This is a genomic window from Faecalibacterium duncaniae, from assembly GCF_010509575.1.
Classification (GTDB): domain Bacteria; phylum Bacillota; class Clostridia; order Oscillospirales; family Ruminococcaceae; genus Faecalibacterium; species Faecalibacterium duncaniae.
The window spans coordinates 1,845,811-1,869,041 of sequence record NZ_CP048437.1 but is presented as its reverse complement, the minus strand read 5'-3'; the positions used below and the strand labels follow the sequence as shown (position 1 = coordinate 1,869,041).

Here is a 23,231-nt window from a genome sequence, read left to right as displayed (position 1 = left end):
TTATTCGTTCATCGCTCTCAAAAGGGAGAGCGCCTTGTCGCCTTTGGCGTTGAGGAAGGTGTCGTCCGTGACCTTCTTCCGGCTCGCCTTGCTTGCCTGTTCCGACCGGAACATTCTGTCCTTGGGCAGGGAGACCAGCTTCTGGCTCGGCGTGGCCTTGATGGTCAGGTCGATCATGCCCACTGCATCCGAGGGCCTTGCGCCGTCCTCGAGCCGCAGCTCGTAGGGGCGGACTCGCTCCTCCAGATACTCCCTGACCTCTCGCTCGTTTCGTTTCTGATCTCGCAGATGCTTCTCCAGTGCCGCCTGAGAACAATGCGGGCCGAAGGCGAGCAGCTCGGCGGACACCGCCTCACAGATCTTCTTGCCGTCCATGTCGTACACATAGAGCTTGGTGACATCGTCGATGTCCCATTTGATGTTGACTTTCTGATTGACGTAGTAGGCGAGCTCCGTGTCCGTGTAGAGTGTGCCGAACTTGTTGATGCCTTGGTTTGTGACGCGGGCGGTCGCCGCCTTCATCAGCAGCATCGCCGCGTACTCTCGGGGTGGAGCTGCCTTTTCATAGCGCGGGCCGTTCTCGAACATCTCGATCGGCGTAACCCATTTCTCGCCCGCGTCGCTCAGGCCGCGATGCTTGCGGGTGTGATACTTGGTGTTCTTCCACTCCGTCCAGACTTCGAAGAACTCCTCCATCGTCAGCAGCTCCCCGCGCTCCAGCATCTGGTCGATGTCCTTCTGCCGCTTGGCGTAGGTCTTGGAGCCTGTCAGCGTGCCCGTGTAGCTCTCAAACCACTTGGAGAATTTCGAGCAGACCGTGGAGAAGAAGCGTTCGATCGGTTTGTCCCAAGGCTGATACGGCAGCGAGCGTCCGACCTCTTGGATGCCGATGCTCTGATAGAAGCCGACCGTTTCCGAGTCAAATGCGAAGTCAAGGTCGATTTTGCGGTGCTTGCGGTTCTGTCCGGTCATGGCCTTGGCAGTATAATCCTTGCCGTTGTCGACGTGCAGGATGTGGGGAACGCCGCCCGGATTGCTGTAGATCATTTTGACCAGCGACTCCTTCAGCGTCTGCGAATTGGCGTTGACGCACGCTACATCGCCGATGATAGCGCGGGAGCGCATATCCAGCCACGCAACCAGCTTCGGGCGCACGGCCTTGATCTTGCCGTTCGGGGCCGTCCACTGCACCCAAAAGTCGAAGGTGTGCTCGTCGCCAACAACATACTCCATGACTTGAAGGCTCGTCGCGTCGCGCTTGCCCTTCATCATCCGCTTGTTCTTCCACTCCCGCGTCCCATTGGCGGCGAGGAACCGGGCAGACTCCGCACCCCGCTGTCCCATGAGGAACTTGATATACCGGGCCACCGTCTTGATGGAGGGATACTCCTCCCACTCCCGCCGCTCCGCCTCCAGCTCAAACCGTTCATAGAGCATCTCGATCGTGCCGAGGTTCGCCGCGAACCGCTTGTCGAACCAGATGTTCTCAATGATCGCCTTCTGCTCGTCCGTCAAGCTCGGGAACGTACCCGTCTCCTTTGGCTTCCGGCACAGCGCCAGCGCCCGGAAGTAGTCCCGGCTCTTGCCGTCTTCCTTCTCCAGTTTCAGCGCCCACGCGTTCGCCTCCAGCACGTTCTTCATGTAGCGGTACAGGCTCTGCGGGCTGATCCCCAGCCCCAGCGCGTACCGCTCGGCGTAGCCCGTGCGGTCAGGGCCGTCATAGTCGATGAAGTCCTGCACCCGTGCCGCCAGCTCTACCGCCTCATAGAAGCGCTTCTTGTTCGCCTCCGTGTACTGGTTCAGGTCGGCGGTGACGTACCACGGCACGGCCTCCTGTGCTCTCTTGTCTATGATGACCTCACTCCCTTCCACCTTCTGCGCGGCTCGCCATGCCTTCCGCGCCTTTGCCGAGAGGGAGCTTGTCGAGATCAACACCTGATCCTTGCCGCCGCCCTCCCGGGCCTGTGACTTCGTTTTGTACTGCTGAGGATTGCGATAGATGCGTTGCGTCAAAGTCTTGTAGCTGACGCTCTCAAAAGCCGCTGCCTCCTCCAGCGCGATGAATACGTCCGGCACTCCGTTCCCTCCCTTCCGTGCGTCATGCCGCGATCGCCCGCTCCGCCTTCTTCGGGTCGAGCGCGAGGGCGGCGATGATCGCCGGGAGGTACTTCTCACCCGAGCGTGTCCCGTTCAGGATGTAGCTCATGTACTGCGGGCTTGTGCCTACCGTGGCCGCCAGCTCCGCCCGGCTCATATCCCGGTCAGCCAGCGCCTTCACCACCATCTTCCCGAACGGCGTCAGCCGTTTCTTCGGGCCTCTCATCGCTTGCCCTCCTTTCTCCTTGTTCTTAGATTTACTTCCGAATGACCGCCCAGCCCAGCGAGACTGCCACGCCTATAAACGCGGTGACGCTCACGGCGGGGACAGGGCAGCGCATCAGCAGCAGCGCCGCCGCGAAGCCCAGCGTCGCGAGGATGATGAGCCCCGCCGTGATAAGGAACACCGCCGCGCTTTGCGCCGTGCGCCCCGCACGCTTTCGCGCTTCCCGCTTCACTTCTCTCTCAAGTAAGTTGAGAACGAGGTCGTAGCTGCGCACGCTCTGCGCCGCTTCAAAGAATTGCTGCTCCATCCCCGGCAGCGCCCGGAACGGGTCGCGGGGGTTGCCCGCCTCCCGCAGCCGCGCTGCCGCGTTCCGCCGTGCGATGACGGTCGCGCCGATCGCGGTCTTGAGGTCTTCTGTGCTGAACATTCTGCTGCTCCTTTCCTTTGCCCTCCTGCTCGTGTATAATTGAGCTGGGCCACTGCCCGGGGAGGGGGTGTTGTCTATGGCTGATGCTACCCTTGATGTCGTCGAGCGTGTACTCGACGAAGTCGACAAGAGCCGCGATGTTGACTGGACTATTCTCGGCGAGCGTCTTCGCTCTGCCATTCTCGACTCTGGCGAGCACGTTGACGCTGGTTTCACCGAAGCTCAGAAAGCGGCGATTGTTGCCGTTTGCCGGGAAACTTATTATGCGACGTCAGTAGTCGCAAGGGCCTACACCTTCAAGGCCGTCGAGGCTCTTCTGGATCGGATCGGCGAGTGAGCGCTTCTGCTGCGTACTCCATGCGCCCCTCCCTGATCCTCTCCGCCGCCTCTCGGATTGCTTTCACTGGAGGATGGTAGTAGGCGGGAGCATCATCCGGAGCCGTCCGCTTGTCGGGCGGCTCTTTCTCTTTGATCGGCTCGCCCGTCAGCCACGTCAGCCAACATTCCCGGCAGCTCACGCCGTCGCAGTGGGCGGGGATAGTTGGCGGACAGGGCGCGGAGATGATATCCGCAATCTCGCCCGCCGTGGCCTCCGGGGCCTTGAGCAGTTCAAGTCCTGTCATGCTGCGCCTCCCGGTACTTCTTCACCGCGTGGTTCATGGTGTAGAGGCGGTTCAACTCCCGGAGCAGCCGATCATACTCCCGCTGCATCGTCTCCCTCGCGTGGCCCGTCAGCTTGCCCATCTGCCCGTCGACATCGACCGCCATGCGGAACACGTTGCGGTAGATCGTGCAGTCGTTCTCCGGGCACTCGCCGAGAAGCGCCGTCCCGAGCTGGTGGAGCTCCTCCAGCCGATGCGCCGGGATGCGCTCTGTCTCGTGCTGGAAGCCGTTGAACAGCTCGCCGCCGTCCTTGATGTATTCGTCCACCTCCCGCAGCAGGTGCCGCAGCCGGGAGAGGTCTTCAAAGCTCACGCCCTCCAGCACCGTCTCCCACGCTGCGCCCGCCTCGGCGATCTGCGCCGCATAGTGCTCGCACTCGTTCTCCTGCAGGATCTGTCCGTCCCGCAGCGCCGCAAGGTAGGCCAGCGCCTCATGCCCGCCAAGCAGGGCGGTCAGGGTGTCCTCAGCGTGCCTCACGCCCTCGATGTGCTCCCGCAGCGCTCGCTCGCTCCGCTCCCGGATGCGTAGGTCTCGTGCCTCCGCGTCCTCGTAGAGCTGTCCCAGCGGGCACTTCGCGCAAATGGCGTCCAGCTCCTCCTGCGTGTGTCCGGCCCGGTTCTTGCACCGTTCGTCGCACACGAACGCCAGCAGCTCTTCGGGGTTGCGCGGCATAGGGCCGTCCAGCCGTCCCGCGCCGAAGGTGTCCGGGTCGGTGATGACCTCGCTCTCCGGCAGGAAGCCGATCTGATGCAGCGCCATCTTGAAGCCGTAAAGCTCGTGCGCGGCGGTGCGCGGGTCGGTGTCGGGGTAGTGCTTGCTCTTGACCTGCGTGGCAAGGCGGCGCGTCCAGCCCTCGATCAGGGCGGCGGGCTCCACCGCCTCCTCGGTATAGCTCTCATTCGTTTCCACGGCGGCGGTGTAGGTGGGCGGCTCGTCCGTGATGTCCTCCTCGGACTCCAGCCCCCGTGCCAGCTCCACGGCCACCTCCAGCGTGTCCGCGTCGTCGTACTCCATCGCGCCCCGGTCGATGTCCAGATTGCCCGTGTAGACCTCCGCGTCGATCACGCCGTACTCTCCGAGGGCCGTGCCCTCGTACTCACGCTTCTCGCGGTCGTTGAACTTGACCACGAGGAAGCCGTTGATCTTCTTGATCTTTCTCATGCTGCCGTCATTCCTTTCTGCCCTGCCATCTTCAGACCGGGTGGGGCAGTTCCCGGTGACGCCCTTCCGGGCGTTTCGGCTTAGTGGTGGGTCGCTTCAAAGTTCTCAATCGCCCAGCGGTTGCCCGTGGCGTACACGGCCCGCCGCGTCCGCTCCTGTGGCGTTTCCCGCCTCGGCATGGCCGCCAGTGCCTCCATCATGCCGCACCTCGGGCAGATGTCTGTCTGGTTGTCCGCTCGCGACAGCGCGGGCGGCTCGTCGTATGCTCGCCCACACAGCGGGCAGATGTGCGGTTGCTCCTTCATGCTGCTGCTCCTTCCTGCAAAGCTCATCCGGCCAGTGGCGGGATGACGCGGATCGTGTCGTGGTACTTGTTCAGAATGATTAGCTCGCCGTTTGCTTTCTGCTTCACGACCAGCCAGTTCTCCGGGGCGAGGCCCGCTTGCCCGAGCCGGATCTTCTGCTTGCGGGTGGGCTTCTTGCCGCGTCTCATGATCTGCCTCCTTTCCTTTTCTCGGCGTTTGTGGTAGAGCAAAAGCGAACGGCGGTCGGCGGAATTAAATCTAAGAGTCGCTTAGGTGTTGGTGGGCTTTAGCAGCCCGTCAGGGTGTCGCCCTTGACCTCGTAACGATTGGGGCCGATGATGACGAAGGCCAGCATATTGGTCGTGCCGTCATGGTTGACCTGATTGATCGCCTCGTCCAGCTTGCCGTTGGTGACGTGGACTTTCTCCATGCTGCCGGTGCCGGTGTCCAACAGGCCGAAGCCGTTGGCCTCCTCCGGGGTATCTCCGACAGTGGTGAGGGCCATCTCGTCGGGGGTGATCTCGTTGCGGCCCGGTTCCAAGTTGAAACCCGCCTCCGCCTCCTTCAAGGCGTCGTTCGTCTCTTCCAGTGTGGCCTCGCCAGTGGTGTACTTGAACAGGATGTCTGCGATGTCGTTCTTCATGTTGTCGTTCTCCTTCTGAAAAACGCCTCCGCCGCTCGCTTTTACTCTACCGTTCGCCGATTTGCTATTTCATTTTCGGTCGGGGTGTGCTATGATTTACTTGCTTTATACTTAAATCAGATTACACCCCTATTATAGTCTCCGTTCGGCTACTTGTCAAGCGGAAAGTCTCTGAAAATCTACTTTTTGACGGGAGGCATTTTATGTCCGAATTAGTTGATAGAATTGAACAGGCCATAAAGGAAAAGGGCAGTAATTTCAAGCGCGTCGAGCGTGAGTGTGGTCTCGGAAATGGTACTATAAAGCGGTGGGGTGAACAGAGCCCCCGCCTCGACAAGCTCGTCCTTGTCTCCGAATATCTACAAATCTCTCTGGACTATCTCGTCTTTGGGCGTAGCTGTTCGGAGACTGCACAGGAGAATGACCGCAATGCGGCTTTCGAGCACCTCAAGCAAGAACAAGGTCTGACCTGCGACGGTTCGCCGTTGGAGGACGAGGAGGCTGATCTGATCGCCATGTATCGCCTCTTGCCGGAGGAGCAACAGGAGGACATTTTTGACCTCGTTCATCTCAAATATCGAAAGCACGTCGAACGGAAAAAAGAGTCTATTTACTGGACGTATCACAACGGCAGCTCCGCAACAAAAAGCGGCCCCGCCGAGGACGCTGAAGCCCAAGGTGGAACCGCTTGATTTTTCGCGCTGTTTTGATTTAGTTGTAAATCTGTTTTCTGTAGAATTGAAAAACGCCCGCGCCGCACTCGCAAAACGCCCGAAACCATTGAAAGCAGGGCAATTCTACAGCTTTTCGCAGTTCTGACTGAAATGTAGAATTGCTCGCCGCTTGTTTTGGCCCGGTTCGCCGCCTCGCCGCGCACGCCTCGCACGGCCAGCGCACGCCCTAATCCCCGCCGATCCGCGCCGAAAAGCCCCGTTTTCCCGAAAATTCGCACGCTCTAACGCTCCGTTAGCACGCTTGCCCCTCTTGCAATCCGCCGCCGCGTCTGCTACAATAGCAGCATGAGCCGCGAAGCTCTCGTCCTCTTGGTCTGCTGCTGTGACTTCCGGGACGGGGCCGAGCGGCTCATACCATCTAAAAGCCTCAGAAATGCCGTTATACGGGCGTTTCCGGGGCTTTTTTGTATTCTGCGTATGTGTGCGCCTCGCCGCGCCGCCGCCGTTGTGCGGCCTCGTGGGCGTGAAAAAAGCGCCGACCGCCGCCGACGCATCCTCATCTCAAGATTGTTGATAATTCGCGCCTCCGTCCCGCGCCGAAAGTCGCCGTTTCCCGCGTATTTCAAGGGTTTTCCCGCCGTCTCCCCTCTCATCCCGCCCTATCCCGCATTTCTCAAATATCCTGTCTCCCCACACCAGGGCACTGGGTGCCGCCAGGGGCGACAGGGCCGCGCTGGGCATCGAAGCGATGAACGGGACTTCGGACATCACCGCCACCGATGACAAGGATGTGAATGCGCAGGTGGATGTGAGCATCGTGGCACTGACCACCGATGCGGACCGCCGTGTGACCAGCGCCATTGCGGATATGGCTGAGCCGGCCCTGACAGTGGTGTCAGACGGCGGTGTGACAGCCCCGGATCTCGTCAAGACCAAGCTGGAGCTGGGCGAGGACTACGGGATGCGCGGCGCATCGGCGCTGGGCAAGGAGTGGTATGAGCACAGCGAGGGCTTCTGCGATGCCCTCAAGGGCAAGACCCGCACCGAGATCGCCGGGCTTTCCGGCGGCGATGCCGACCTGAAGGCTCTGTGTACCATTGACATCACCGATCTGCAAAAGGCGGCGCTGGATGCCCTGAGCTGAGGAGGAAACCCTTTTCGGTCTCACAATCGCACACCGGCTCTCCCGGATAGGTGGCATTCCGCTGCGTTTTCAGAGAGAAACCCTCTCGCCGCGTCTGGCAGCTGCCGACGCGGCGTTTTTGTTTTGTCAAATTGCCCGCTTTGCCGTGGTAAAGCGGTAAAGATTTGAGCAAACTGCGAAAAATCAGTTTTCCCCCTTGCCAAATGGCAGAAAACGCGCTATTCTATAACCACAGTTTAGCAATTTAGCATGATAAAGCAATAAAACAAAGCTGCTTGCCACTGAGGGAGGAACCGTATATGAAACGTCTTGTATCCGCATTTCTGGCCGGTGCCATGGCACTGAGCCTTGCCGCCTGCGGCGGTGCCGCTTCCACTTCCACTGCCGCATCTGCTTCGGCCTCTGCTTCCGGCAGTGCCGCCGTTTCCCAGACTGCAGGCAGCGACCTGGATTACATCAAGGGCAAGGGCAAGCTGGTCATTGGCTACACTGTTTACGAGCCCATGAACTACACCGATGCCGATGGCAACTTCACCGGTTTTGATACCGAGCTGGCAACTGCTGTCTGCGAAAAGCTGGGTGTGGAGCCGGAGTTTGTGGAGATCAACTGGGATACCAAGGTCGTGGAGCTGGATGCCAAGAGCATCGACTGCATCTGGAACGGCATGACCCTGACCGATGACATCATGCAGAACGCCGCTACCACCAAGGCTTATGCAAAGAATGCACAGGTGGTCGTTGTGAAAGATGGCACCGATTATACCTCTACCGCTGACCTGGTGGGTAAGACCGTGGTCGCCGAGGCTGGTTCCGCTGGTGAGGCCGCCATTGAGGGGGACGAGAACCTGGCACAGGCTGATTACGTTTCCAAGAGCGTTCAGACCGACTGCCTGATGGAAGTTGCCGCAGGCACTGCCGATGCCGCTGTACTTGACCTGACCCTGGCCAACGCCATGATCGGTGAGGGCACTGACTATGCCGACCTGAAGATCGTGGACGAGCTGAACGCCGAGGAGTACGGCGTGGCATTCCGCAAGGGCAGTGATGCTGCCGCCGCTGTGGATGAGGCCTTTGATGCACTGAAGGCCGATGGCACCATGCAGGCACTGGCCGATAAGTACGATCTGGCACTGGCTGACTGAATTTGTTGAAAAGCTCCTTCCGTCATCGCTATGCGATGCGACCTCCCTCGGTGAGGGAGGCTTTTTGTTGCCGATGCGTGAAAGGCTCCCGAGCAGAGGGAATTTTCACCGGCGGTGATGGAAGGGAATATGGATTCTGAATAAAAAAGGTGTGTTTTTGTGTCTGTGATTCTTATGCGCCTGTCCGGCGCGTTCCTGCTCAATTGTGAGCTCTTTGCCCTGACACTGCTGTTTGCGCTGCCGCTGGGGCTGGTGGTCTCGTTTGGCTCCATGAGCCGCTGCAAGCCGCTGGCCGGGCTGGTCAAGACCTTTGTCTGGATCATCCGCGGCACCCCGCTGATGCTGCAGATCATTGTGATCTATCTGGGCCCCGGCCTGCTGGGCATGAACAACCCCTGGCCTTCTGGCTCCGGCGGACGGATGGTGGCGGCGGTGGTGGCTTTTGCCATCAACTATGCCTGCTATTTTTCTGAGATCTACCGCGGCGGCATTGAAGCAGTGCCCAAGGGGCAGACTGAGGCCGGGCAGGTGCTTGGCATGACCAAAACACAGATCTTTTTCAAGGTGACCTTGCTTCAGGTCGTCAAGCGCATCCTGCCCCCCATGGGCAACGAGATCATCACGCTGGTCAAGGATACCTCGCTGGCAAACACCATTGCCAACAAGGAAATCATTATGATGGCCAAGGAGTATAGCGCAAAGGGCCTGATCTGGCCGCTGTTCTCCACCGCGCTCTTCTTCCTGGTGTTTGTGGGCGCACTGACCATCCTGTTCAACTGGGCTGAAAAAAAGCTCGATTATTTCCGCTGCTAAGGAGGCAGATAGATTATGGCGTTGCTCGAAGCTTCCGGTATCGGGAAAAATTTTGGCGAGACCCATGTGTTGAAGGACATCTCCCTGGATCTGGAGCAGGGTGAAGCACTGGCAATCATCGGCTCGTCCGGTTCCGGCAAAACAACTCTGCTGCGCTGCCTGAATTTTCTGGAACGGCCTGACACGGGTATTATCAAGGTGAACGGCGAGACCATGTGGGATGCCGCCGACCCTGCCACCCAGAAGGAAAGTGAGATCCGCAAAAAGCGGCTCCATTTCGGTCTGGTGTTCCAGAACTTCAACCTGTTCCCGCAGTACACGGCCTTGCAGAACGTGATGCTGGCAGGGGAACTGCTGGCAAAGGAACGTCCGGAATATCAGGCAAACAAAAAGGCCATCCACGCGGAGCTGGAACAGCAGGCGAGAGAACTGCTGGCGCAGATGGGCCTTTCGGAGCGGGCCGGCCACTACCCGCATCAGCTCTCCGGCGGCCAGCAGCAGCGTGTGGCCATTGCCCGCGCACTGGCGCTTCACCCGGATATCCTCTGCTTTGATGAGCCCACCAGCGCCCTTGACCCGGAGCTGACCGGCGAGGTGCTGAAGGTCCTGCGTGATCTTGCTGACCGCAAGACCACGATGATCATTGTCACCCATGAGATGCACTTTGCCCGCGATGTGGCCGACCGCATCCTGTTCATGGATGGCGGCGTGGTCGTGGAGGAGGGCCCGGCCAAACAGCTCATCGACCACCCCCGGGAAGAGCGTACCAGACAGTTCCTCGCACATTATTCAGAATGACCCGGACCGCCCCGGCGTGCAGAAACGCACGCCGGGGCGGTTTTATCTCTTGCACTCTGTGGGTGTCTTTTGGTATACTGATAAAAACAGGGGGGCGGAAAAATGACAGTAGCACGGAAACGAGCACTTGCAAACGCAGTGGCATCGGCCCGGATGGAGGGGCTGGAGATCTCAGAGCAGGAAAAGAGAGACTGCCTGCGCTATCTGGATGGAAAAATCGATACTGCAACCCTTGTAAGAGAAGCATTGAAACGTCAGAAAAAGCAGGAGCTGTCCCGGAGGTGACGAATGCCTTATACCATCGAAGCGGCTCAGGACGGCTGCTATCCGGGAACGACAGTCCTGGTCAATAAATTTGATCTGCATACGCAAAAAGAGCTGAATGCAGTAGAATCGGTTCTGGTTACGGCCAAAACGATACAATGGTCAGAGAACCCCCGATGTGCAGCATTTGATTTTGAGCACTATAAAGCAATCCATCGACATTTATTCGGTGAGTTGTATGATTGGGCGGGACAGGTACGGATGGTCAACCTGTCCAAAAAAGGAACGCAGTTCTGCCCGGTGGAGGAAATCCCACGGGTGAGTGCGGCGATTTTTAAGCGTCTTGCGCAGAATAATCTTCTTTGTGGGCTTGCAAGGAATGATTTTATCGCTGCATTAGTGGATCTTTATCAACGAACCAACGAGCTACACCCGTTTCGGGAGGGCAATGGGCGAACACAGCGCGTCTTTTTGTCACAGTTGGCAGAAAATGCGGGGTATGATTTGGATTTCACTGCGGTAGATCCGGACGAGTTGATGATCGCAACGATTTATGCGGCGCAGGGAATCGAAGCGCCGCTGCAACAGGCATTTGAGAAAATCGTCCAAAATGAAGAATGACCCGAACCGCTCCGGCGTGCAGAAACGTACGCCGGGGCGGTTTTGCTGTACAGAGTAGGTTTGGGCTGCTCAGGACGAATCTGGTGTGTCGGTCGCTATGTGCATCACGGAGGATGATACGCCGTTGAGCATTCCGGATGAGGAGACCCCGCCTTCGGGCAATGCCGGAACAGGTTTCTGGAGCATTCTGTTCCAGCTGCTGAAGCATCTGGCCGGGAAGCACTGAGAAATTTGAAAAAACCTCTTGAAAATTCATCACAACCTGATATAATACCCACATGAACAAAAACGTCCTGCCCATTGCGCGGCAGGGCGTTTTTGTCGGAAAAAATTCGTGTGATAAGGTCTGTGATGCTTTTCCAAGGAGGAACGTGCGTATGACGAAAGATATGACGCAGGGCAGCCCGCTCAAGCTGATTCTTGCCTTTGCGGTGCCGCTGATGCTGGGCAGCCTGTTCCAGCAGTTCTATAATCTGGCAGATACCATCATCGTGGGCCGCTTTGTGGGCGTGGAAGCCCTGGCGGCAGTCGGCAGTGTGGGCGGTCTGAACTATCTGGTGCTGGGCTTTGTCAATGGCATTGCCTGCGGCTTCTCCATCCCCATCTCGTGGACATTCGGGGCAAAAGACTATGTGGAGATGCGCCGCTACACCGCCAATGCCGTCTGGCTGAGTGTCTTTTTTGCCGCAGTGCTTACCGTGGTCACAGTGGCCATGACCCGTTCCATTCTGGTCTGGACCAATACCCCGGACAACATCATTGATCTGGCGGACATCTACATCCGCACCATCTTTATCGGCATCCCGTTTACGCTGCTGTACAACATGACCAGCGCCCTGATGCGCGCTCTGGGCGACAGCAAGCGGCCCCTGTACTTCCTGCTGGTGGCAAGCTTTCTGAACATCGGGCTGGATCTGCTCTGTATCATCACCTTTAAGATGGGTGTGTTCGGTGCGGCGTTCGCCACCGTGTTCAGCCAGGCAGTGGCCGGTCTGGGCAGCCTGTGGTACATCCTCAAGCATTATAATGAGCTACGCTGGAACAAAGAAGAAAGCCGCCTGAGCAGACAGCACTGTGTCAAGCTGTGCGGCATGGGCATCCCCATGGGTCTGCAGTGCAGCATCACGGCCATCGGTTCCGTTGTGCTGCAGGGTGCAGTCAATGGTCTGGGCAGTGACATCGTGGCAGCACAGACTGCAGGTGGCAAGGCGGCACAGTTCCTGTCCGTCCCGCTGGAGAGTATTGGCACGGCCATGACCACCTACGCCAGCCAGAACATGGGTGCCCACGACCTGAACCGTGTGAACAAGGGCGTGAACACTGCCCTGGGCATCGGCTGTGTGTACAGTGTGGCATCCTTCCTGATCCTGCGCGTGCTGGATAAGGCGTTGATCGGCCTGTTCCTTGAGAGCAGCCAGACCGAGATCATGGCCAACGCCCAGAGCTTCATCTTCTGGAACAGCGTGTTCTATATCCCGCTGGCGGTCCTTATCATTTACCGCTACACCATTCAGGGTCTGGGTTATTCCAGCCTGGCCATGTTTGCCGGTGTGGCAGAGATGATCGCCCGTGCTATGGTGGGTTTTCTGTTCGTGCCGCTGTGGGGCTATTTTGCCGCCTGCATTGCAAACCCGGTGGCCTGGTTCTTTGCCTGCTTCTTCCTGATCCCTGCATATATCGTTGTGTTCCGGAAGCTGAAACAGGAAAAAGCAAGACCGCACGCAAACCTGTAAAAATTGAGCCGCTCTTTTGCAAAACCGCAGAAGGGCGGCTCTTTTGCTGCCTAGTAGGGGAGGCCTTGGCGAAGAGGGAAAGCCTCATGCAACGCCAAAGCTGAGAGGCTGTATAGAGCAGGGCCTGCCCAATTCCTTTACAAATAACACCAAAACGATTATACTATAAATAATTATGTCACAAGGGGGTGAGGAGCATGGAGCTGGAACAGATCGAGGGAACGGTGGAGGACATTATCTACGAGAACCCGGACAACGGCTACACGGTGTTTGAAATTTCCGGCGGCGGCACGGTCACCGTGGTGTGCGGGATCGTGGGCGAGCTCCATGCGGGCGAGAGCGTGGTCTGCCGCGGTAAATATGAGAACCACGCCACCTATGGCCGCCAGTTCCACGCCCAGGAGTGCGAGACCGATATGCCGAAGGATCTGGAAGCGGTGTACGCCTTCCTTGCCAGCGGCTCCCTGCCTTATATCGGGGCGCGCACGGCCAATAAGATCATCGACAAATTCGGCGCGGCGGCGCTGGAGGTGATCGCCAACGACCCCGCCCAGCTCACCCTGATCCCCGGCATCTCGGCGGACAAGGCCGACCGCATCCAGCAGGAGTTCAAGCGGATGTTCGGAATGCGGGAACTGATCGCCTATCTGGCGCAGTTCGAGATCAGCCCCCGCCGCGCCATGGAGGTGTTCCGCGTCTTTGGCCCCAGTGCCATGCAGGCCATCTCCCAGAACCCTTATCTGCTCTGTGGGGAACCCCTGCAGCTGGATTTCCGCCATGCCGACAGCATTGCACAGTATTACCACATGGAAGGGGACTGCACCCAGCGGCTGGAAGCAGCGCTTCTCCGCACCCTGCGCCATAACGCGGGCAACGGTCACACCTGCCTGCCCCGTACGCAGCTGCTGGACACGGCATCCCACTTCATCCAGCAGCCGCCCGAAAAGCTGGCCCGTGCGCTGGACCACTGCATTGAGACCGGGCAGCTTGGCGTAAAGATGCTGGAGGCGGTGCCGTATATCTATCTGCCTGACCTGCTGGAAGCAGAACAGGCCATTGCCGACCGGCTGGCCCTGCTGGCGAAGCGGGAAAAGCAGACGGTGCGGGACCTTGATAAAAACATCCAGGTGCTGGAGCTGACCCAGGGGTTTGCCTATGCGCCCCTGCAGCGGGAAGCCATCCGCAAGGCCATGACCGAAAACTGCCTTGTGCTGACCGGCGGCCCCGGCACCGGTAAGACCACTACGGTCAACGCCATCCTGCAGCTGCTGGAGCATCAGGCAGACCGGGTGGCGCTTTGTGCCCCCACGGGCCGTGCGGCCAAACGGCTGAGTGAACTGACCGGCCGCAAGGCCTCTACCATCCACCGCCTGCTGGAGGTGGACTACTCCGGCGGCGTGGTCAGCTTCATCCACAATGACAAGAACCTGCTCAAATGCGATGTGGTCATTCTGGATGAGATGAGTATGGTGGATGTGAAGCTGTTTCAGGCGCTCATTGCAGCCCTGCGGTACAGCTGCCGCATTATTATGGTGGGCGATGCCGACCAGCTGCCCAGCGTGGGGCCCGGCAACATTCTGGGCGAGGTCATCCGCTCCGGGCTGGTGCCCACCGTCTGCCTGAACGAGATCTTCCGGCAGGCTAAACGCAGCCTTATTGTGGAGAACGCCCACCACATCATCAGCAGTGAGCCGCTGCAGAAGGGCGGTAAGGCAGACGATTTCTTCTTTCTGGAATCGGACGGCGATGCGGCACAGAAACTGGTGTGCGATCTTGTCACCACCCGTCTGCCCCGGAGCTATGGGTTTGACCCTGTCCGGGATATCCAGGTGCTCTGCCCCACCAAGCTGGGACCCACCGGTACCCAGGCGCTGAATGTGGAGCTGCAGAACCTGCTCAACCCGGAGCAGAAGGGCAAACCCCAGCTCCAAAGCGCCTCACGGGTGTTCCGGGTGGGCGATAAGGTGATGCAGGTGCGGAACAACTACGAGATCGTCTGGAACCGCATTGGCGGGGAGCAGGGCGTGGGAGCCTATAACGGTGATATCGGCATTGTGGAATCCATCAACATGCGCGACCGCTCCATGGTGGTGCGGATGGATGACCGCCGCCTGCTCTACCCGGCGGAAAACCTGAACGAGCTGGAGATCGCCTACGCCATCACGGTGCACAAGAGCCAGGGCAGCGAGTTCCCGGCGGTGGTGCTGCCGGTGGCGCAGGTGCCGCCAAGGCTCTGCTACCGCAACCTCTTCTACACCGGCGTGACCCGCGCCCGCAAATTGTGCATCGTGGCCGGGCGGCGGGATGTGGTGAACCGGATGATGTCCAATGTCCGGCAGAACCTGCGGTACAGCGGCCTGTGCGAATTGCTGAAAGAGAATCTGCCGCCGGAACAGATGGCGGCGGAATAACCTCTCAGGCGCCTTGCGCCAGCTCTCCTACTAGGAGAGGTTTGGTCTATACTTTTTTACTGGCTTATGCTACAATATAAATTGATTTGATTTCCCGCCCGAACGGGCATTTACGATAGAAAACAGGGGAGCAGAGAAAGGAACGTTTCATTATGGCACAGAATGACATCGGCATCGATCTGGGCACAACGACCATTATCATTGCACAGGCAGGGCAGGGGGTCGTGCTCAACCAGCCCAGCGTGGTGGCAATGGATACCCGCAAGAACTCCGTGCTGGAGGTGGGCGACAAGGCCCTGGCCATGGTAGGCCGCACCCCCAACTATATTTCCGCCATTTTCCCGCTGAAGGACGGTGTCATCAGCGACCACACCATGACCCGGGAGCTGATCTGCCGGTTTGTGAATCAGGTGTACAGCTCCCACATGGTCAAGCCCCGGGTGGCTGTCTGCGTGCCCGCTGCCATCACCGGCATTGAGAGTGATGCCGTGGTGGAGGCCGTGATGGCCGCCGGTGCCCGTCAGGTCTACCTGATCGATGAGCCCATTGCCGCTGCACTGGGTTCCGGCATCGACATCACCCAGCCCGATGGCCGGATGATCATTGATATCGGCGGCGGCACCACCGATATCGCTGTCCTGTCTCTGGGCGGTAAGGTCAAGGCCACCAGTGTCCGTGTGGCGGGCAACCACTATGATGACGAGATCCTGAAGCATGTCCGCAACAAGTTCAGCATTGCCATCGGTCAGCGTACCGCAGAGCAGCTGAAAAAGAATGTCGCCTGCTGCCCCCAGAAGGCTGATTTTGACGAGACGATGGAGGTCAAGGGCCGCAGCCTGCTGACCGGCCTGCCAATCAAGGTGAATGTTTCCACCAGCGACCTCTACGAGCCTGTGATGATGCTGAGTGAGCAGATCGGCACTGCCGCCCATCAGGTGCTGGAAAAGACCCCGCCCGAGCTGGCAGGCGATATCTTCCGCAATGGTGTGGTGCTGACCGGCGGCGGCGCACAGCTGCACGGCCTGCCCGAATACCTGAGCCAGGAGCTCAAGGTGGATGTGACCGTCTCGCCCGATCCCGTGAACTGCGTGGCATTGGGCACTGCCATGAGCCTGGGTCTGAACGATAAGCTGGAGACCGGCTTCCTGGATGCGACCCCCCGCATGGGCCGCCGTTAACCGGGGCCCTGACCCGGCTCGTTAAGAAATTGGAAAAGTTGCAACAAAATTTTGTTCATACTTGTTGAATCGGGTCGGGAAATATTGTATAATATTGTCAAATCGCTTTTTGCGCGCCGGGGCCTGCTCCGGAGTGCGGAGTAAATTATTATTAGGAGGAAGACCATGAATCTGGGTTCTGATGTGGTTATCACCATTACCGGTATCGTGCTGGTGTTTGCCATCCTCGTCCTGCTGATGTTCATCATCACGCTGGAAGGCAAGATCTTCGACGGTATGGCCGCCAAGAAGAAGGCAGCCAAGGAGCCTGCTGCTCCCAAGGCTGCCGCAAAGCCCGCTGCCCCCGTACAGCAGGCTGCTCCCGCCCCTGTGGTGGAGGAAGGCATTCCCGGCGATGTGGTTGCCGCAATTATGGCTGCCATCCACGCCATGGGCAATGGCAAGTACACCCTGAAGGCCGTGCGCCGTGCTGCAAATGGCTGGAGCAAGGCTGGTGTCAACGACACCACCGCACCTTTTTAACACAGGAGGAAAAACATGACACAGTTTATCGATACTCTGGTCGGTATTTTCCAGAGTTCCGGCTTCGCACGGTTCGGTGAGCCGGGCGGCTACCTCTACGCGATTATGATCTGCGTGGGCTGCTTCCTGCTGTACCTGGCCATCGTGAAGGAATTTGAGCCTCTGATCCTGCTGCCCATGGCATTCGGCATGATCCTTGCCAACCTGCCCGGCAGCGGCATCATCCACATGCAGTACTTCGTTGGTGATGGTCTCGAGCACCCGATGTGGGTCGAGATCCTGAACAACGGCGGTCTGGCCGATATGCTTTATATGGGTGTCAAGCTGGGCATTTACCCTCCGCTGATCTTCCTGGGCATCGGCACCATGACCGACTTCGCCCCCCTGATCTCCAACCCCAAGAGCCTGCTGCTGGGCGCTGCCGCTCAGTTCGGTATCTTTGGTACTTACATGGGCGCTCGTCTGCTGGCTGCTACCGGCATTGTGGACTTCACCCAGAAGCAGTCCGCTGCAATCGCCATCATCGGCGGTGCAGACGGCCCCACCGCCATCTTCGTTACCTCCCGTCTGGCACCTGAGCTGCTGGGCAGCATTGCCGTTGCGGCGTACAGCTACATGGCTCTGGTGCCCGTGATCCAGCCGCCCATTATGAAGGCGCTTACCACCAAGAAAGAGCGTACGGTCGTAATGAAGCAGCTGCGCACCGTGTCCAAGACCGAGAGGATCATCTTCCCCATCATGGTCACCATCATTGTTTCTCTGATCGTTCCCGATGCAGCCGTTCTGGTCGGTATGCTGATGCTGGGCAACCTGATGAAGGAGTCCGGCGTTGTGGATCGTATCCAGAAGACTGCCGGCAATGAGCTGATGAACATCATCACCATTTTCCTGGCTCTGTCTGTTGGCTGCACCACCTCTGCAAACACCTTCCTGAACAGCCGCACCCTGTTCATCATCGTGCTGGGTCTGATCGCCTTCTCCTTTGGTACCGCTGCAGGCGTTCTGTGCGGCAAGGTGATGTACGCCCTGACCGGCGGTCAGGTCAACCCCCTGATCGGCTCCGCTGGTGTTTCCGCTGTTCCCATGGCCGCCCGTGTTTCTCAGAAGGTCGGCCAGAGCGAGAACCCCTCCAACTTCCTGCTGATGCACGCCATGGGCCCCAACGTCGCTGGCGTTATCGGTTCCGCAGTTGCTGCCGGTATCCTGATCAACATCTTCGGCTGATTTTTCGTAAAAGCTTTGCCCGACGGTTTTATAAGCCGTCGGGCTTTTTGCGTTACTCCCCCAGTCTGCTAACGCAGACAGCCCCCTCTGAGAGGGGGCCTTTTCTTTGCCGCAAGGGATCAGGCTCCCTCCTAGAGGGAGCTGGCACGCGAAGCGTGACTGAGGGAGTAAATATGTACAACCCTCTTGAATTGTGATATACTTATAAAGTAAGTGATTTTATAGAAGAACAGGTGAAACAATGGCAGCAAGTCTCCAACAGGAATTCTGCGCTCTGCGCGATACCTATATTGAAAAGCAGTTTGGCCGCCTGAACGACATGCAGCGGCAGGCGGTATTTACCACCGACGGCCCGCTGCTCATTCTGGCCGGTGCAGGCAGCGGCAAGACCACTGTTCTGGTCAACCGCATTGCAAACCTGATCCGGTTTGGCTCGGCCCACGGTTCCAGCTGGACCCCCCGTGAGGTGACCGAGGATGATGTCAAGGCTCTGAAAACGGCAATTATGACCGGCACCGATGCGCCCGCCTGGCTGGACGGGATGCTGCGGCAGAACGCTGTTCGCAGCTGGAACGTGATGGCCATCACCTTTACCAACAAGGCGGCAGGGGAGCTGAAAGAGCGCCTGCGCAATATGCTGGGCGGCGAAGAGGGGGACGAGGTGTTTGCCTCTACCTTCCACTCGGCCTGTGTGCGCATCCTGCGCCGCTGGGCAGAATCCATCGGCTACCCCCGCAGCTTTACCATCTATGATACCGATGACTCCCAGCGCGTGATGAAGGCGGTCTATAAGGAACTGAGCATCGACGATAAGTTCTTCCCGATCAAGAGCGCCATCAACCAGATGAGCCGCTGGAAGGACCAGCTGGTCAGCCCGGAGGAGGCGCTGCGCACTCCGGCCCGGGACACCAAGGGAGCCATTGCCGCCAAAGTCTACGCCGCCTACGAAAAAAAGCTCAGGGAGGCAGGAGCCTTCGACTTCGACGACCTGATCTACCAGACCGTGCAGCTGCTGGCAGAGCACGAGGATGTGCGGGAGTTCTACCAGAACAAGTACCGCTACCTGCTGGTGGACGAGTATCAGGATACCAGCGTGGCCCAGTTCCGGCTGGTCAGCCTGCTCACCGGCCCGGAAAAGAACATCTGCGTTGTCGGTGACGATGACCAGAGCATCTACCGTTTCCGCGGTGCCACCATTGAGAACATTCTGAACTTTGAGCGCATCTTCCCCGGCACCAAGACCATCCGTCTGGAGCAGAATTACCGTTCCACCTCCAACATCCTGAATGCTGCCAACTGCGTCATCCAGCACAACACCGAGCGCAAGGGCAAGACCCTGTGGACCCGGAATGACGAGGGCGACAAGGTGCAGGTCTACACTGCCGAGAATGAGCAGGACGAAGCCATGCACATTGCAGATGTCATCGGTGAGCACCTGAAAGAGGGCGGGCATCTGGCGGACCATGCGGTGCTCTACCGCATGAATGCCCAGTCGGCCCCCATCGAAAGCTACTTTACCCGCGCGGGCATTCCCCATAAGATCGTGGGCGGCCAGCGCTTCAATGACCGCAAAGAGGTCAAGGACATCCACTCCTATATGTCCATCGTGGCGAACGCCCGGGATGATGTGCGCCTGCGCCGCATCATCAACGAGCCTGCCCGGAAGATCGGCAATACCACCGTCGATGTGATCGCTGACCTTGCCGCCCAGCAGGGGATCAGTATGCTGGAAGTCATCTCCCACGCGGATGCATACGCCAAACTCAGCCGTGCCATTATGCCGCTGCTGAAATTCTGGCAGATCTACGAAAAACTGCAGGAATCGCTGGAAACCAGGACACTGGACGAATTTGCCCAGGATGTCATTGAGGTGACCGGCTACAAGGCCATGCTGGAAGCCGATGCGGCCAAGGGCCACGAGGATGCGGCAGACCGCCTGCAGAACCTGGGCCAGCTGGTCAACAACGTCAAAAACTACTGCGATCAGCACGGAGAGGATGCTTCACTGGAAGGCTACCTGGAGGATATCGCCCTCATCAGCGACATTGACAGCTACAACGAGAGCGCTGACCAGGTGGTCCTGATGACCATCCACTCTGCAAAGGGTCTGGAATTCCCCTATGTGTTCCTCATTGGCATGGAGGAGGGGGTGTTCCCCAGCGAGATGAGCAAATACTCCGAGGCAGATCTGGAGGAAGAGCGCCGTCTGGCCTATGTCGGCATCACCCGCGCCAAGAAGGAGCTGTATATCTCCAACAGTGTCTCCCGGATGCTCTACGGCCGCACCCAGCGCAACGAGCCCAGCCGCTTCCTGCGCGAGATCGAGCCTGAGTATATAGAAGAGACCCGCAGCCCGGCGCTGGAGCGCCGTTCTTCCATGGGCTGGGGTTCCAGTTACAGTGATACCGTCCCCGGCGGGGCCTCGGGTTACTCCGGCGCGTCCGGCTGGGGCCGCAATTCCAGCAGCTTCGGCGGCCGCACCGGCGGCAGCTACCTCAACCGGGAATACAATGCCTCTGAGCGCGGCGGTTTCGGCTCCGGTTATGCAGGCCGTGGCAGCAGTGCTTCCGGGTTTGGCAGCGGAAGCAGCGCCCCGCGCGCGTCCGGCTCCTCCGGCTTTGGCGCGGGCTATGGCCGCCCCGCGGCCCCCAAGGCAGCGTCCAAACCCGTGAGCTTTCCGGGGAGCCCGGCAGCTTCCCGCCCGGCACCCACCGGCCCAAAGCATTACGAGGTGGGCGACATTGTGGAGCACAAGGTCTTTGGCCGGGGCAAGGTGCTGGCGGTCAAGGCCGCTGCCGGAGACCAGATCGTGGAGATCAACTTTGAAAAGGTCGGCGTGAAGAAAACCATGGCAAATTTTGCGCCGCTGACGAAAATCACGGAGGAATGAGAAAACTATGATGACCGTTCGATTGATCGCACATACCCCGGAACCGGAAAAGGTGGTGGCGGCAGCGGCCAAGCTCTGCTACTCCGATGCCCATATCACCGACCTGCTGGACGGCCTGACTGAGGAGAAAACGGCCAAGTTCCTGACCATGCTCAGCGACTTGGGCCATGCCAGCCCCATTGAACATGCCAGCTTCACCTTTGGTATTGAGGGTGTGAGCCGCACCCTGCTGGCTCAGATCACCCGGCACCGCATCGCATCCTTCAGTGTCCAGAGCCAGCGGTATGTCCGGCTGGACGACTTCCATTATGTCATCCCGCCGGAGATCGAGGCCATCCCTGAGGCAAAGGCAGCCTTTCTTGAGAGCATGGATGAGGATGCGAAGCGCTACCTGGACCTTGCAAAAAAGCTGGAGGACGGCCACACTGCCCGCCTGATGGCGGAGGGGATGCCCGAAAAGCAGGCCCGCGCCAAGGCCTCCAAACAGGCCAACGAGGATGCCCGCTTTGTGCTGCCCAACGCCTGCGAGACGAAGATGGTCGTGACCATGAACGCCCGCAGTCTGCAGAATTTCTTCCATCTGCGCTGCTGCTCCCGCGCTCAGTGGGAGATCCGTCAGCTGGCCGAGGAGATGTTCCGGCTGGTCTACCCGGTGGCACCCCATATCTTTGCCAAGGCCGGCCCGGCCTGTGTCAGCGGCCCCTGCCCCGAGGGCAAGATGTGCTGCGGCAGAACTGCCGAAGTCCGCGCAAAGTATGAGGCCATCAAGCAGGAGGCTGGTGTATGAGCAAAGGCAAGCTGATCGTTCTGGAAGGGCTGGACGGCAGCGGCAAGGGCACGCAGGCTAAGCTTCTGGCAAAGCACCTGACGGTGACGGATCATCTGGTAAGGGAGATCACCTTCCCGGATTATGACAGTGATTCCAGTGCGCTGGTCAAGATGTATCTGGCCGGGCAGTTCGGTGACAAGCCTGACGATGTCAACGCCTACGCGGCATCCAGTTTTTATGCGGTGGACCGCTATGCGGGGTATAAGTCGGACTGGGGCAAGTTCTACGAGGAAGGCGGCATCTTGATCGCTGACCGCTACACCACCTCCAATGCTGTGCATCAGTGCTCGAAGCTTCCGCCGGAGCAGTGGGACACATTCCTGCAGTGGCTTTTTGACTATGAATACCACCTGCTGGGCCTGCCTGCACCGGATAAGGTGATCTATCTGCAGGTTGACCCGGCGGTGAGCCAGCGGCTGATGACTGCCCGCTACCATGGCGACGAGACCAAGAAGGATGTCCATGAAAAGGACACCGAATATCTGGCCCGCAGCCGCCGGGCGGCAGAATACTGCGCCGCTCACCTCGGCTGGGATACCGTCCACTGCACGGCAGGGGAGAAGATGCGGAGCATTGAGGATATTCAGGAAGAGGTCAGAACTCTTGCTCTCGCTGTTATTTGAAACAAAAGGAGGCATCCTATATCATGTACCGTTTGATGCAGCCGTCCGATTGGGCGGAGGTGCTGGCCCTGTGGCAGGCCCAGCGCGGCGACACGGAGGAGTTTGTCCGTGGCGCTGTGGAACGCTTTGCCGGGGTGCAGAATGTCTACGTTGCGGAGGAAAACGACCACATTGAGGCTGTGGCACTGGCTGTGCCGGTGACCCTGCAGGGCCGCCCGGGCAGCTATCTGTTCGGTCTGTGCGGGCAGGGCAGCCTGCTCCTTGCGGGCCTGGTGGATACCCTGTGCGCCCAGCAGAAACTGCGGGGCGCAGGCTTTGTGGTGGCAGTGCCCGCCAGCCCGGAACACTCAACGCTGCTGCAGGATAAAGGCTTCCAAAAGGCCTTTGCCCTGCGCTGCCTGCCCCGGGAGGTGGAGCGCAACCTGTGGAGCCAGGCGGAATTCGATTCCGTGACGGCGAAAAAACTCTGCGAGCTGCGGGCAAAATACTGGCCCGACACCGTTCAGCTGCCGCCGGAGCAGATGGGGGAAGTTCTGCGGGACCTGTATTCCCGTGGTGCGACCATCGTATCCAGTGAGCAGGGCTACGGCATCTATTTCCGCAGGGAGGATACCCTTTACTTTGTGGAGATGATGGCGGAAAATGACCGTGCTGCCGAGGTGCTGATGGAAGCCGCCCGAGAGAAAGAGGTCATTGTGGAAAAGGCTGTCATCACGGTGGGAGCTGCCCAGAATCTGTTCCTGGGCGAGGGAACCCGGCAGGAGTATGGCCTCATCCGCTTTGAAGGAGAACCTTTTGATGTTTCGGAGAGCTACATGCGCCTGATGATGGACTGAAAGGAAC

General features: G+C 59.0%; 25 protein-coding genes. 18 read left to right on the top strand and 7 right to left on the bottom strand.

Annotated features, from left to right (window positions below; translation table 11 throughout):
* Genes GXM22_RS09050 through GXM22_RS09040 form a run of 3 tightly spaced genes read right to left on the bottom strand, consistent with a single transcriptional unit; the run spans window position 1 to window position 2,750 of the window.
* On the bottom strand, window positions 1-2,076 hold the full coding sequence (locus GXM22_RS09050; RefSeq protein WP_005936240.1) for a Mu transposase C-terminal domain-containing protein: 2,076 nt from the start codon (window positions 2,074-2,076) through the stop codon (window positions 1-3).
* A 22-nt stretch (window positions 2,077-2,098) separates the two neighbouring features.
* Window positions 2,099-2,323 carry a helix-turn-helix domain-containing protein gene (locus tag GXM22_RS09045; RefSeq protein WP_005936238.1) on the bottom strand — a complete coding sequence of 75 codons (225 nt, stop codon included), beginning with the start codon at window positions 2,321-2,323 and terminating at the stop codon, window positions 2,099-2,101.
* Window positions 2,324-2,354: 31 nt separating this feature from the next.
* A complete protein-coding gene (locus GXM22_RS09040) occupies window positions 2,355-2,750 on the bottom strand; it encodes a hypothetical protein (protein ID WP_005936235.1) in 396 nt (131 codons plus the stop codon).
* Between the two features lie 76 nt (window positions 2,751-2,826).
* Here GXM22_RS09040 and GXM22_RS09035 point away from each other — a divergent pair, with 76 nt between their 5' ends.
* Window positions 2,827-3,087, top strand: a complete 261-nt coding sequence (locus GXM22_RS09035) for a hypothetical protein (protein ID WP_005936231.1) — start codon at window positions 2,827-2,829, stop codon at window positions 3,085-3,087.
* Between the two features lie 272 nt (window positions 3,088-3,359).
* Here GXM22_RS09035 and GXM22_RS09030 read toward each other — a convergent pair whose 3' ends face one another.
* The 4 genes from GXM22_RS09030 to GXM22_RS09020 all read right to left on the bottom strand — a co-directional run bounded on the left by GXM22_RS09030 (window position 3,360) and on the right by GXM22_RS09020 (window position 5,522).
* Window positions 3,360-4,574, bottom strand: coding sequence for a hypothetical protein (locus GXM22_RS09030; RefSeq protein WP_005936225.1), 1,215 nt, complete (start codon window positions 4,572-4,574; stop codon window positions 3,360-3,362).
* A gap of 80 nt (window positions 4,575-4,654) precedes the next feature.
* On the bottom strand, window positions 4,655-4,879 hold the full coding sequence (locus GXM22_RS09025; protein ID WP_035395002.1) for a hypothetical protein: 225 nt from the start codon (window positions 4,877-4,879) through the stop codon (window positions 4,655-4,657).
* A gap of 23 nt (window positions 4,880-4,902) precedes the next feature.
* Complete coding sequence (locus tag GXM22_RS15070; RefSeq protein ID WP_166444379.1) at window positions 4,903-5,067, bottom strand: DUF6906 family protein; 165 nt, start codon at window positions 5,065-5,067, stop codon at window positions 4,903-4,905.
* A 98-nt stretch (window positions 5,068-5,165) separates the two neighbouring features.
* On the bottom strand, window positions 5,166-5,522 hold the full coding sequence (locus GXM22_RS09020) for a hypothetical protein (RefSeq protein ID WP_005936217.1): 357 nt from the start codon (window positions 5,520-5,522) through the stop codon (window positions 5,166-5,168).
* A gap of 203 nt (window positions 5,523-5,725) precedes the next feature.
* Here GXM22_RS09020 and GXM22_RS09015 point away from each other — a divergent pair, with 203 nt between their 5' ends.
* From GXM22_RS09015 to GXM22_RS08935, 17 genes are all read left to right on the top strand, one after another.
* Window positions 5,726-6,214, top strand: coding sequence for a helix-turn-helix transcriptional regulator (locus GXM22_RS09015; protein WP_005936213.1), 489 nt, complete (start codon window positions 5,726-5,728; stop codon window positions 6,212-6,214).
* A gap of 730 nt (window positions 6,215-6,944) precedes the next feature.
* Complete coding sequence (locus GXM22_RS09010) at window positions 6,945-7,340, top strand: hypothetical protein (protein WP_005936203.1); 396 nt, start codon at window positions 6,945-6,947, stop codon at window positions 7,338-7,340.
* Between the two features lie 299 nt (window positions 7,341-7,639).
* Entirely contained in the window at window positions 7,640-8,482 is an 843-nt protein-coding gene (locus tag GXM22_RS09005) for a transporter substrate-binding domain-containing protein (RefSeq protein WP_005936196.1), read from the top strand.
* A gap of 174 nt (window positions 8,483-8,656) precedes the next feature.
* Window positions 8,657-9,295 (top strand): amino acid ABC transporter permease, encoded by a 639-nt coding sequence (locus tag GXM22_RS09000; protein ID WP_005936193.1) that lies wholly within the window; start codon window positions 8,657-8,659, stop codon window positions 9,293-9,295.
* 15 nt (window positions 9,296-9,310) lie between these two features.
* Window positions 9,311-10,093, top strand: coding sequence for an amino acid ABC transporter ATP-binding protein (locus tag GXM22_RS08995; protein WP_005936190.1), 783 nt, complete (start codon window positions 9,311-9,313; stop codon window positions 10,091-10,093).
* Between the two features lie 102 nt (window positions 10,094-10,195).
* Window positions 10,196-10,378, top strand: a complete 183-nt coding sequence (locus GXM22_RS08990; protein WP_035395000.1) for an antitoxin VbhA family protein — start codon at window positions 10,196-10,198, stop codon at window positions 10,376-10,378.
* Between the two features lie 3 nt (window positions 10,379-10,381).
* Window positions 10,382-10,978, top strand: a complete 597-nt coding sequence (locus GXM22_RS08985; RefSeq protein WP_005936183.1) for a Fic/DOC family protein — start codon at window positions 10,382-10,384, stop codon at window positions 10,976-10,978.
* 85 nt (window positions 10,979-11,063) lie between these two features.
* Window positions 11,064-11,204: a hypothetical protein gene (locus GXM22_RS08980; protein WP_156065900.1), complete on the top strand. Its 141-nt coding sequence runs from the start codon at window positions 11,064-11,066 to the stop codon at window positions 11,202-11,204.
* Window positions 11,205-11,355: 151 nt separating this feature from the next.
* Window positions 11,356-12,711: an MATE family efflux transporter gene (locus GXM22_RS08975; RefSeq protein WP_035394998.1), complete on the top strand. Its 1,356-nt coding sequence runs from the start codon at window positions 11,356-11,358 to the stop codon at window positions 12,709-12,711.
* Between the two features lie 197 nt (window positions 12,712-12,908).
* Window positions 12,909-15,122: an SF1B family DNA helicase RecD2 gene (recD2, locus tag GXM22_RS08970; RefSeq protein ID WP_005936173.1), complete on the top strand. Its 2,214-nt coding sequence runs from the start codon at window positions 12,909-12,911 to the stop codon at window positions 15,120-15,122.
* Window positions 15,123-15,274: 152 nt separating this feature from the next.
* A complete protein-coding gene (gene mreB / locus GXM22_RS08965; RefSeq protein ID WP_005936170.1) occupies window positions 15,275-16,300 on the top strand; it encodes a rod shape-determining protein in 1,026 nt (341 codons plus the stop codon).
* A gap of 165 nt (window positions 16,301-16,465) precedes the next feature.
* Window positions 16,466-16,822: an OadG family protein gene (locus GXM22_RS08960; protein ID WP_005936167.1), complete on the top strand. Its 357-nt coding sequence runs from the start codon at window positions 16,466-16,468 to the stop codon at window positions 16,820-16,822.
* Window positions 16,823-16,837: 15 nt separating this feature from the next.
* Complete coding sequence (locus tag GXM22_RS08955; RefSeq protein ID WP_099357325.1) at window positions 16,838-18,046, top strand: sodium ion-translocating decarboxylase subunit beta; 1,209 nt, start codon at window positions 16,838-16,840, stop codon at window positions 18,044-18,046.
* 241 nt (window positions 18,047-18,287) lie between these two features.
* The gene (locus tag GXM22_RS08950) at window positions 18,288-20,936 is read left to right on the top strand and encodes an ATP-dependent helicase (RefSeq protein WP_099357326.1); all 2,649 of its coding nucleotides are present in this window, start codon (window positions 18,288-18,290) and stop codon (window positions 20,934-20,936) included.
* 7 nt (window positions 20,937-20,943) lie between these two features.
* Window positions 20,944-21,723 (top strand): FAD-dependent thymidylate synthase, encoded by a 780-nt coding sequence (gene thyX, locus GXM22_RS08945; RefSeq protein ID WP_005936154.1) that lies wholly within the window; start codon window positions 20,944-20,946, stop codon window positions 21,721-21,723.
* A complete protein-coding gene (locus GXM22_RS08940) occupies window positions 21,720-22,388 on the top strand; it encodes a dTMP kinase (protein WP_005936151.1) in 669 nt (222 codons plus the stop codon). The genes thyX and GXM22_RS08940 overlap by 4 nt, the downstream gene beginning before the upstream one ends.
* A gap of 23 nt (window positions 22,389-22,411) precedes the next feature.
* Window positions 22,412-23,224, top strand: coding sequence for a GNAT family protein (locus GXM22_RS08935; RefSeq protein WP_035394994.1), 813 nt, complete (start codon window positions 22,412-22,414; stop codon window positions 23,222-23,224).
* The last annotated feature ends 7 nt before the right edge of the window (window positions 23,225-23,231 follow it).

Coding starts and splice junctions, on each gene's coding strand:
- GXM22_RS08935 (WP_035394994.1), top strand. CDS start 22,412: ATGTACCGTTTGATGCAGCCGTCCGATTGGGCGGAGGTGCTGGCCCTG.
- GXM22_RS09040 (WP_005936235.1), bottom strand. CDS start 2,750: ATGTTCAGCACAGAAGACCTCAAGACCGCGATCGGCGCGACCGTCATC.
- mreB (WP_005936170.1), top strand. CDS start 15,275: ATGGCACAGAATGACATCGGCATCGATCTGGGCACAACGACCATTATC.
- GXM22_RS08975 (WP_035394998.1), top strand. CDS start 11,356: ATGACGAAAGATATGACGCAGGGCAGCCCGCTCAAGCTGATTCTTGCC.
- GXM22_RS09025 (WP_035395002.1), bottom strand. CDS start 4,879: ATGAAGGAGCAACCGCACATCTGCCCGCTGTGTGGGCGAGCATACGAC.
- GXM22_RS09000 (WP_005936193.1), top strand. CDS start 8,657: ATGCGCCTGTCCGGCGCGTTCCTGCTCAATTGTGAGCTCTTTGCCCTG.
- thyX (WP_005936154.1), top strand. CDS start 20,944: ATGATGACCGTTCGATTGATCGCACATACCCCGGAACCGGAAAAGGTG.
- GXM22_RS09035 (WP_005936231.1), top strand. CDS start 2,827: ATGGCTGATGCTACCCTTGATGTCGTCGAGCGTGTACTCGACGAAGTC.
- recD2 (WP_005936173.1), top strand. CDS start 12,909: ATGGAGCTGGAACAGATCGAGGGAACGGTGGAGGACATTATCTACGAG.
- GXM22_RS09020 (WP_005936217.1), bottom strand. CDS start 5,522: ATGAAGAACGACATCGCAGACATCCTGTTCAAGTACACCACTGGCGAG.
- GXM22_RS08960 (WP_005936167.1), top strand. CDS start 16,466: ATGAATCTGGGTTCTGATGTGGTTATCACCATTACCGGTATCGTGCTG.
- GXM22_RS08955 (WP_099357325.1), top strand. CDS start 16,838: ATGACACAGTTTATCGATACTCTGGTCGGTATTTTCCAGAGTTCCGGC.
- GXM22_RS09005 (WP_005936196.1), top strand. CDS start 7,640: ATGAAACGTCTTGTATCCGCATTTCTGGCCGGTGCCATGGCACTGAGC.
- GXM22_RS15070 (WP_166444379.1), bottom strand. CDS start 5,067: ATGAGACGCGGCAAGAAGCCCACCCGCAAGCAGAAGATCCGGCTCGGG.
- GXM22_RS08940 (WP_005936151.1), top strand. CDS start 21,720: ATGAGCAAAGGCAAGCTGATCGTTCTGGAAGGGCTGGACGGCAGCGGC.
- GXM22_RS09010 (WP_005936203.1), top strand. CDS start 6,945: ATGAACGGGACTTCGGACATCACCGCCACCGATGACAAGGATGTGAAT.
- GXM22_RS08995 (WP_005936190.1), top strand. CDS start 9,311: ATGGCGTTGCTCGAAGCTTCCGGTATCGGGAAAAATTTTGGCGAGACC.
- GXM22_RS09015 (WP_005936213.1), top strand. CDS start 5,726: ATGTCCGAATTAGTTGATAGAATTGAACAGGCCATAAAGGAAAAGGGC.
- GXM22_RS09045 (WP_005936238.1), bottom strand. CDS start 2,323: ATGAGAGGCCCGAAGAAACGGCTGACGCCGTTCGGGAAGATGGTGGTG.
- GXM22_RS08990 (WP_035395000.1), top strand. CDS start 10,196: ATGACAGTAGCACGGAAACGAGCACTTGCAAACGCAGTGGCATCGGCC.
- GXM22_RS08950 (WP_099357326.1), top strand. CDS start 18,288: ATGGCAGCAAGTCTCCAACAGGAATTCTGCGCTCTGCGCGATACCTAT.
- GXM22_RS09030 (WP_005936225.1), bottom strand. CDS start 4,574: ATGAGAAAGATCAAGAAGATCAACGGCTTCCTCGTGGTCAAGTTCAAC.
- GXM22_RS08985 (WP_005936183.1), top strand. CDS start 10,382: ATGCCTTATACCATCGAAGCGGCTCAGGACGGCTGCTATCCGGGAACG.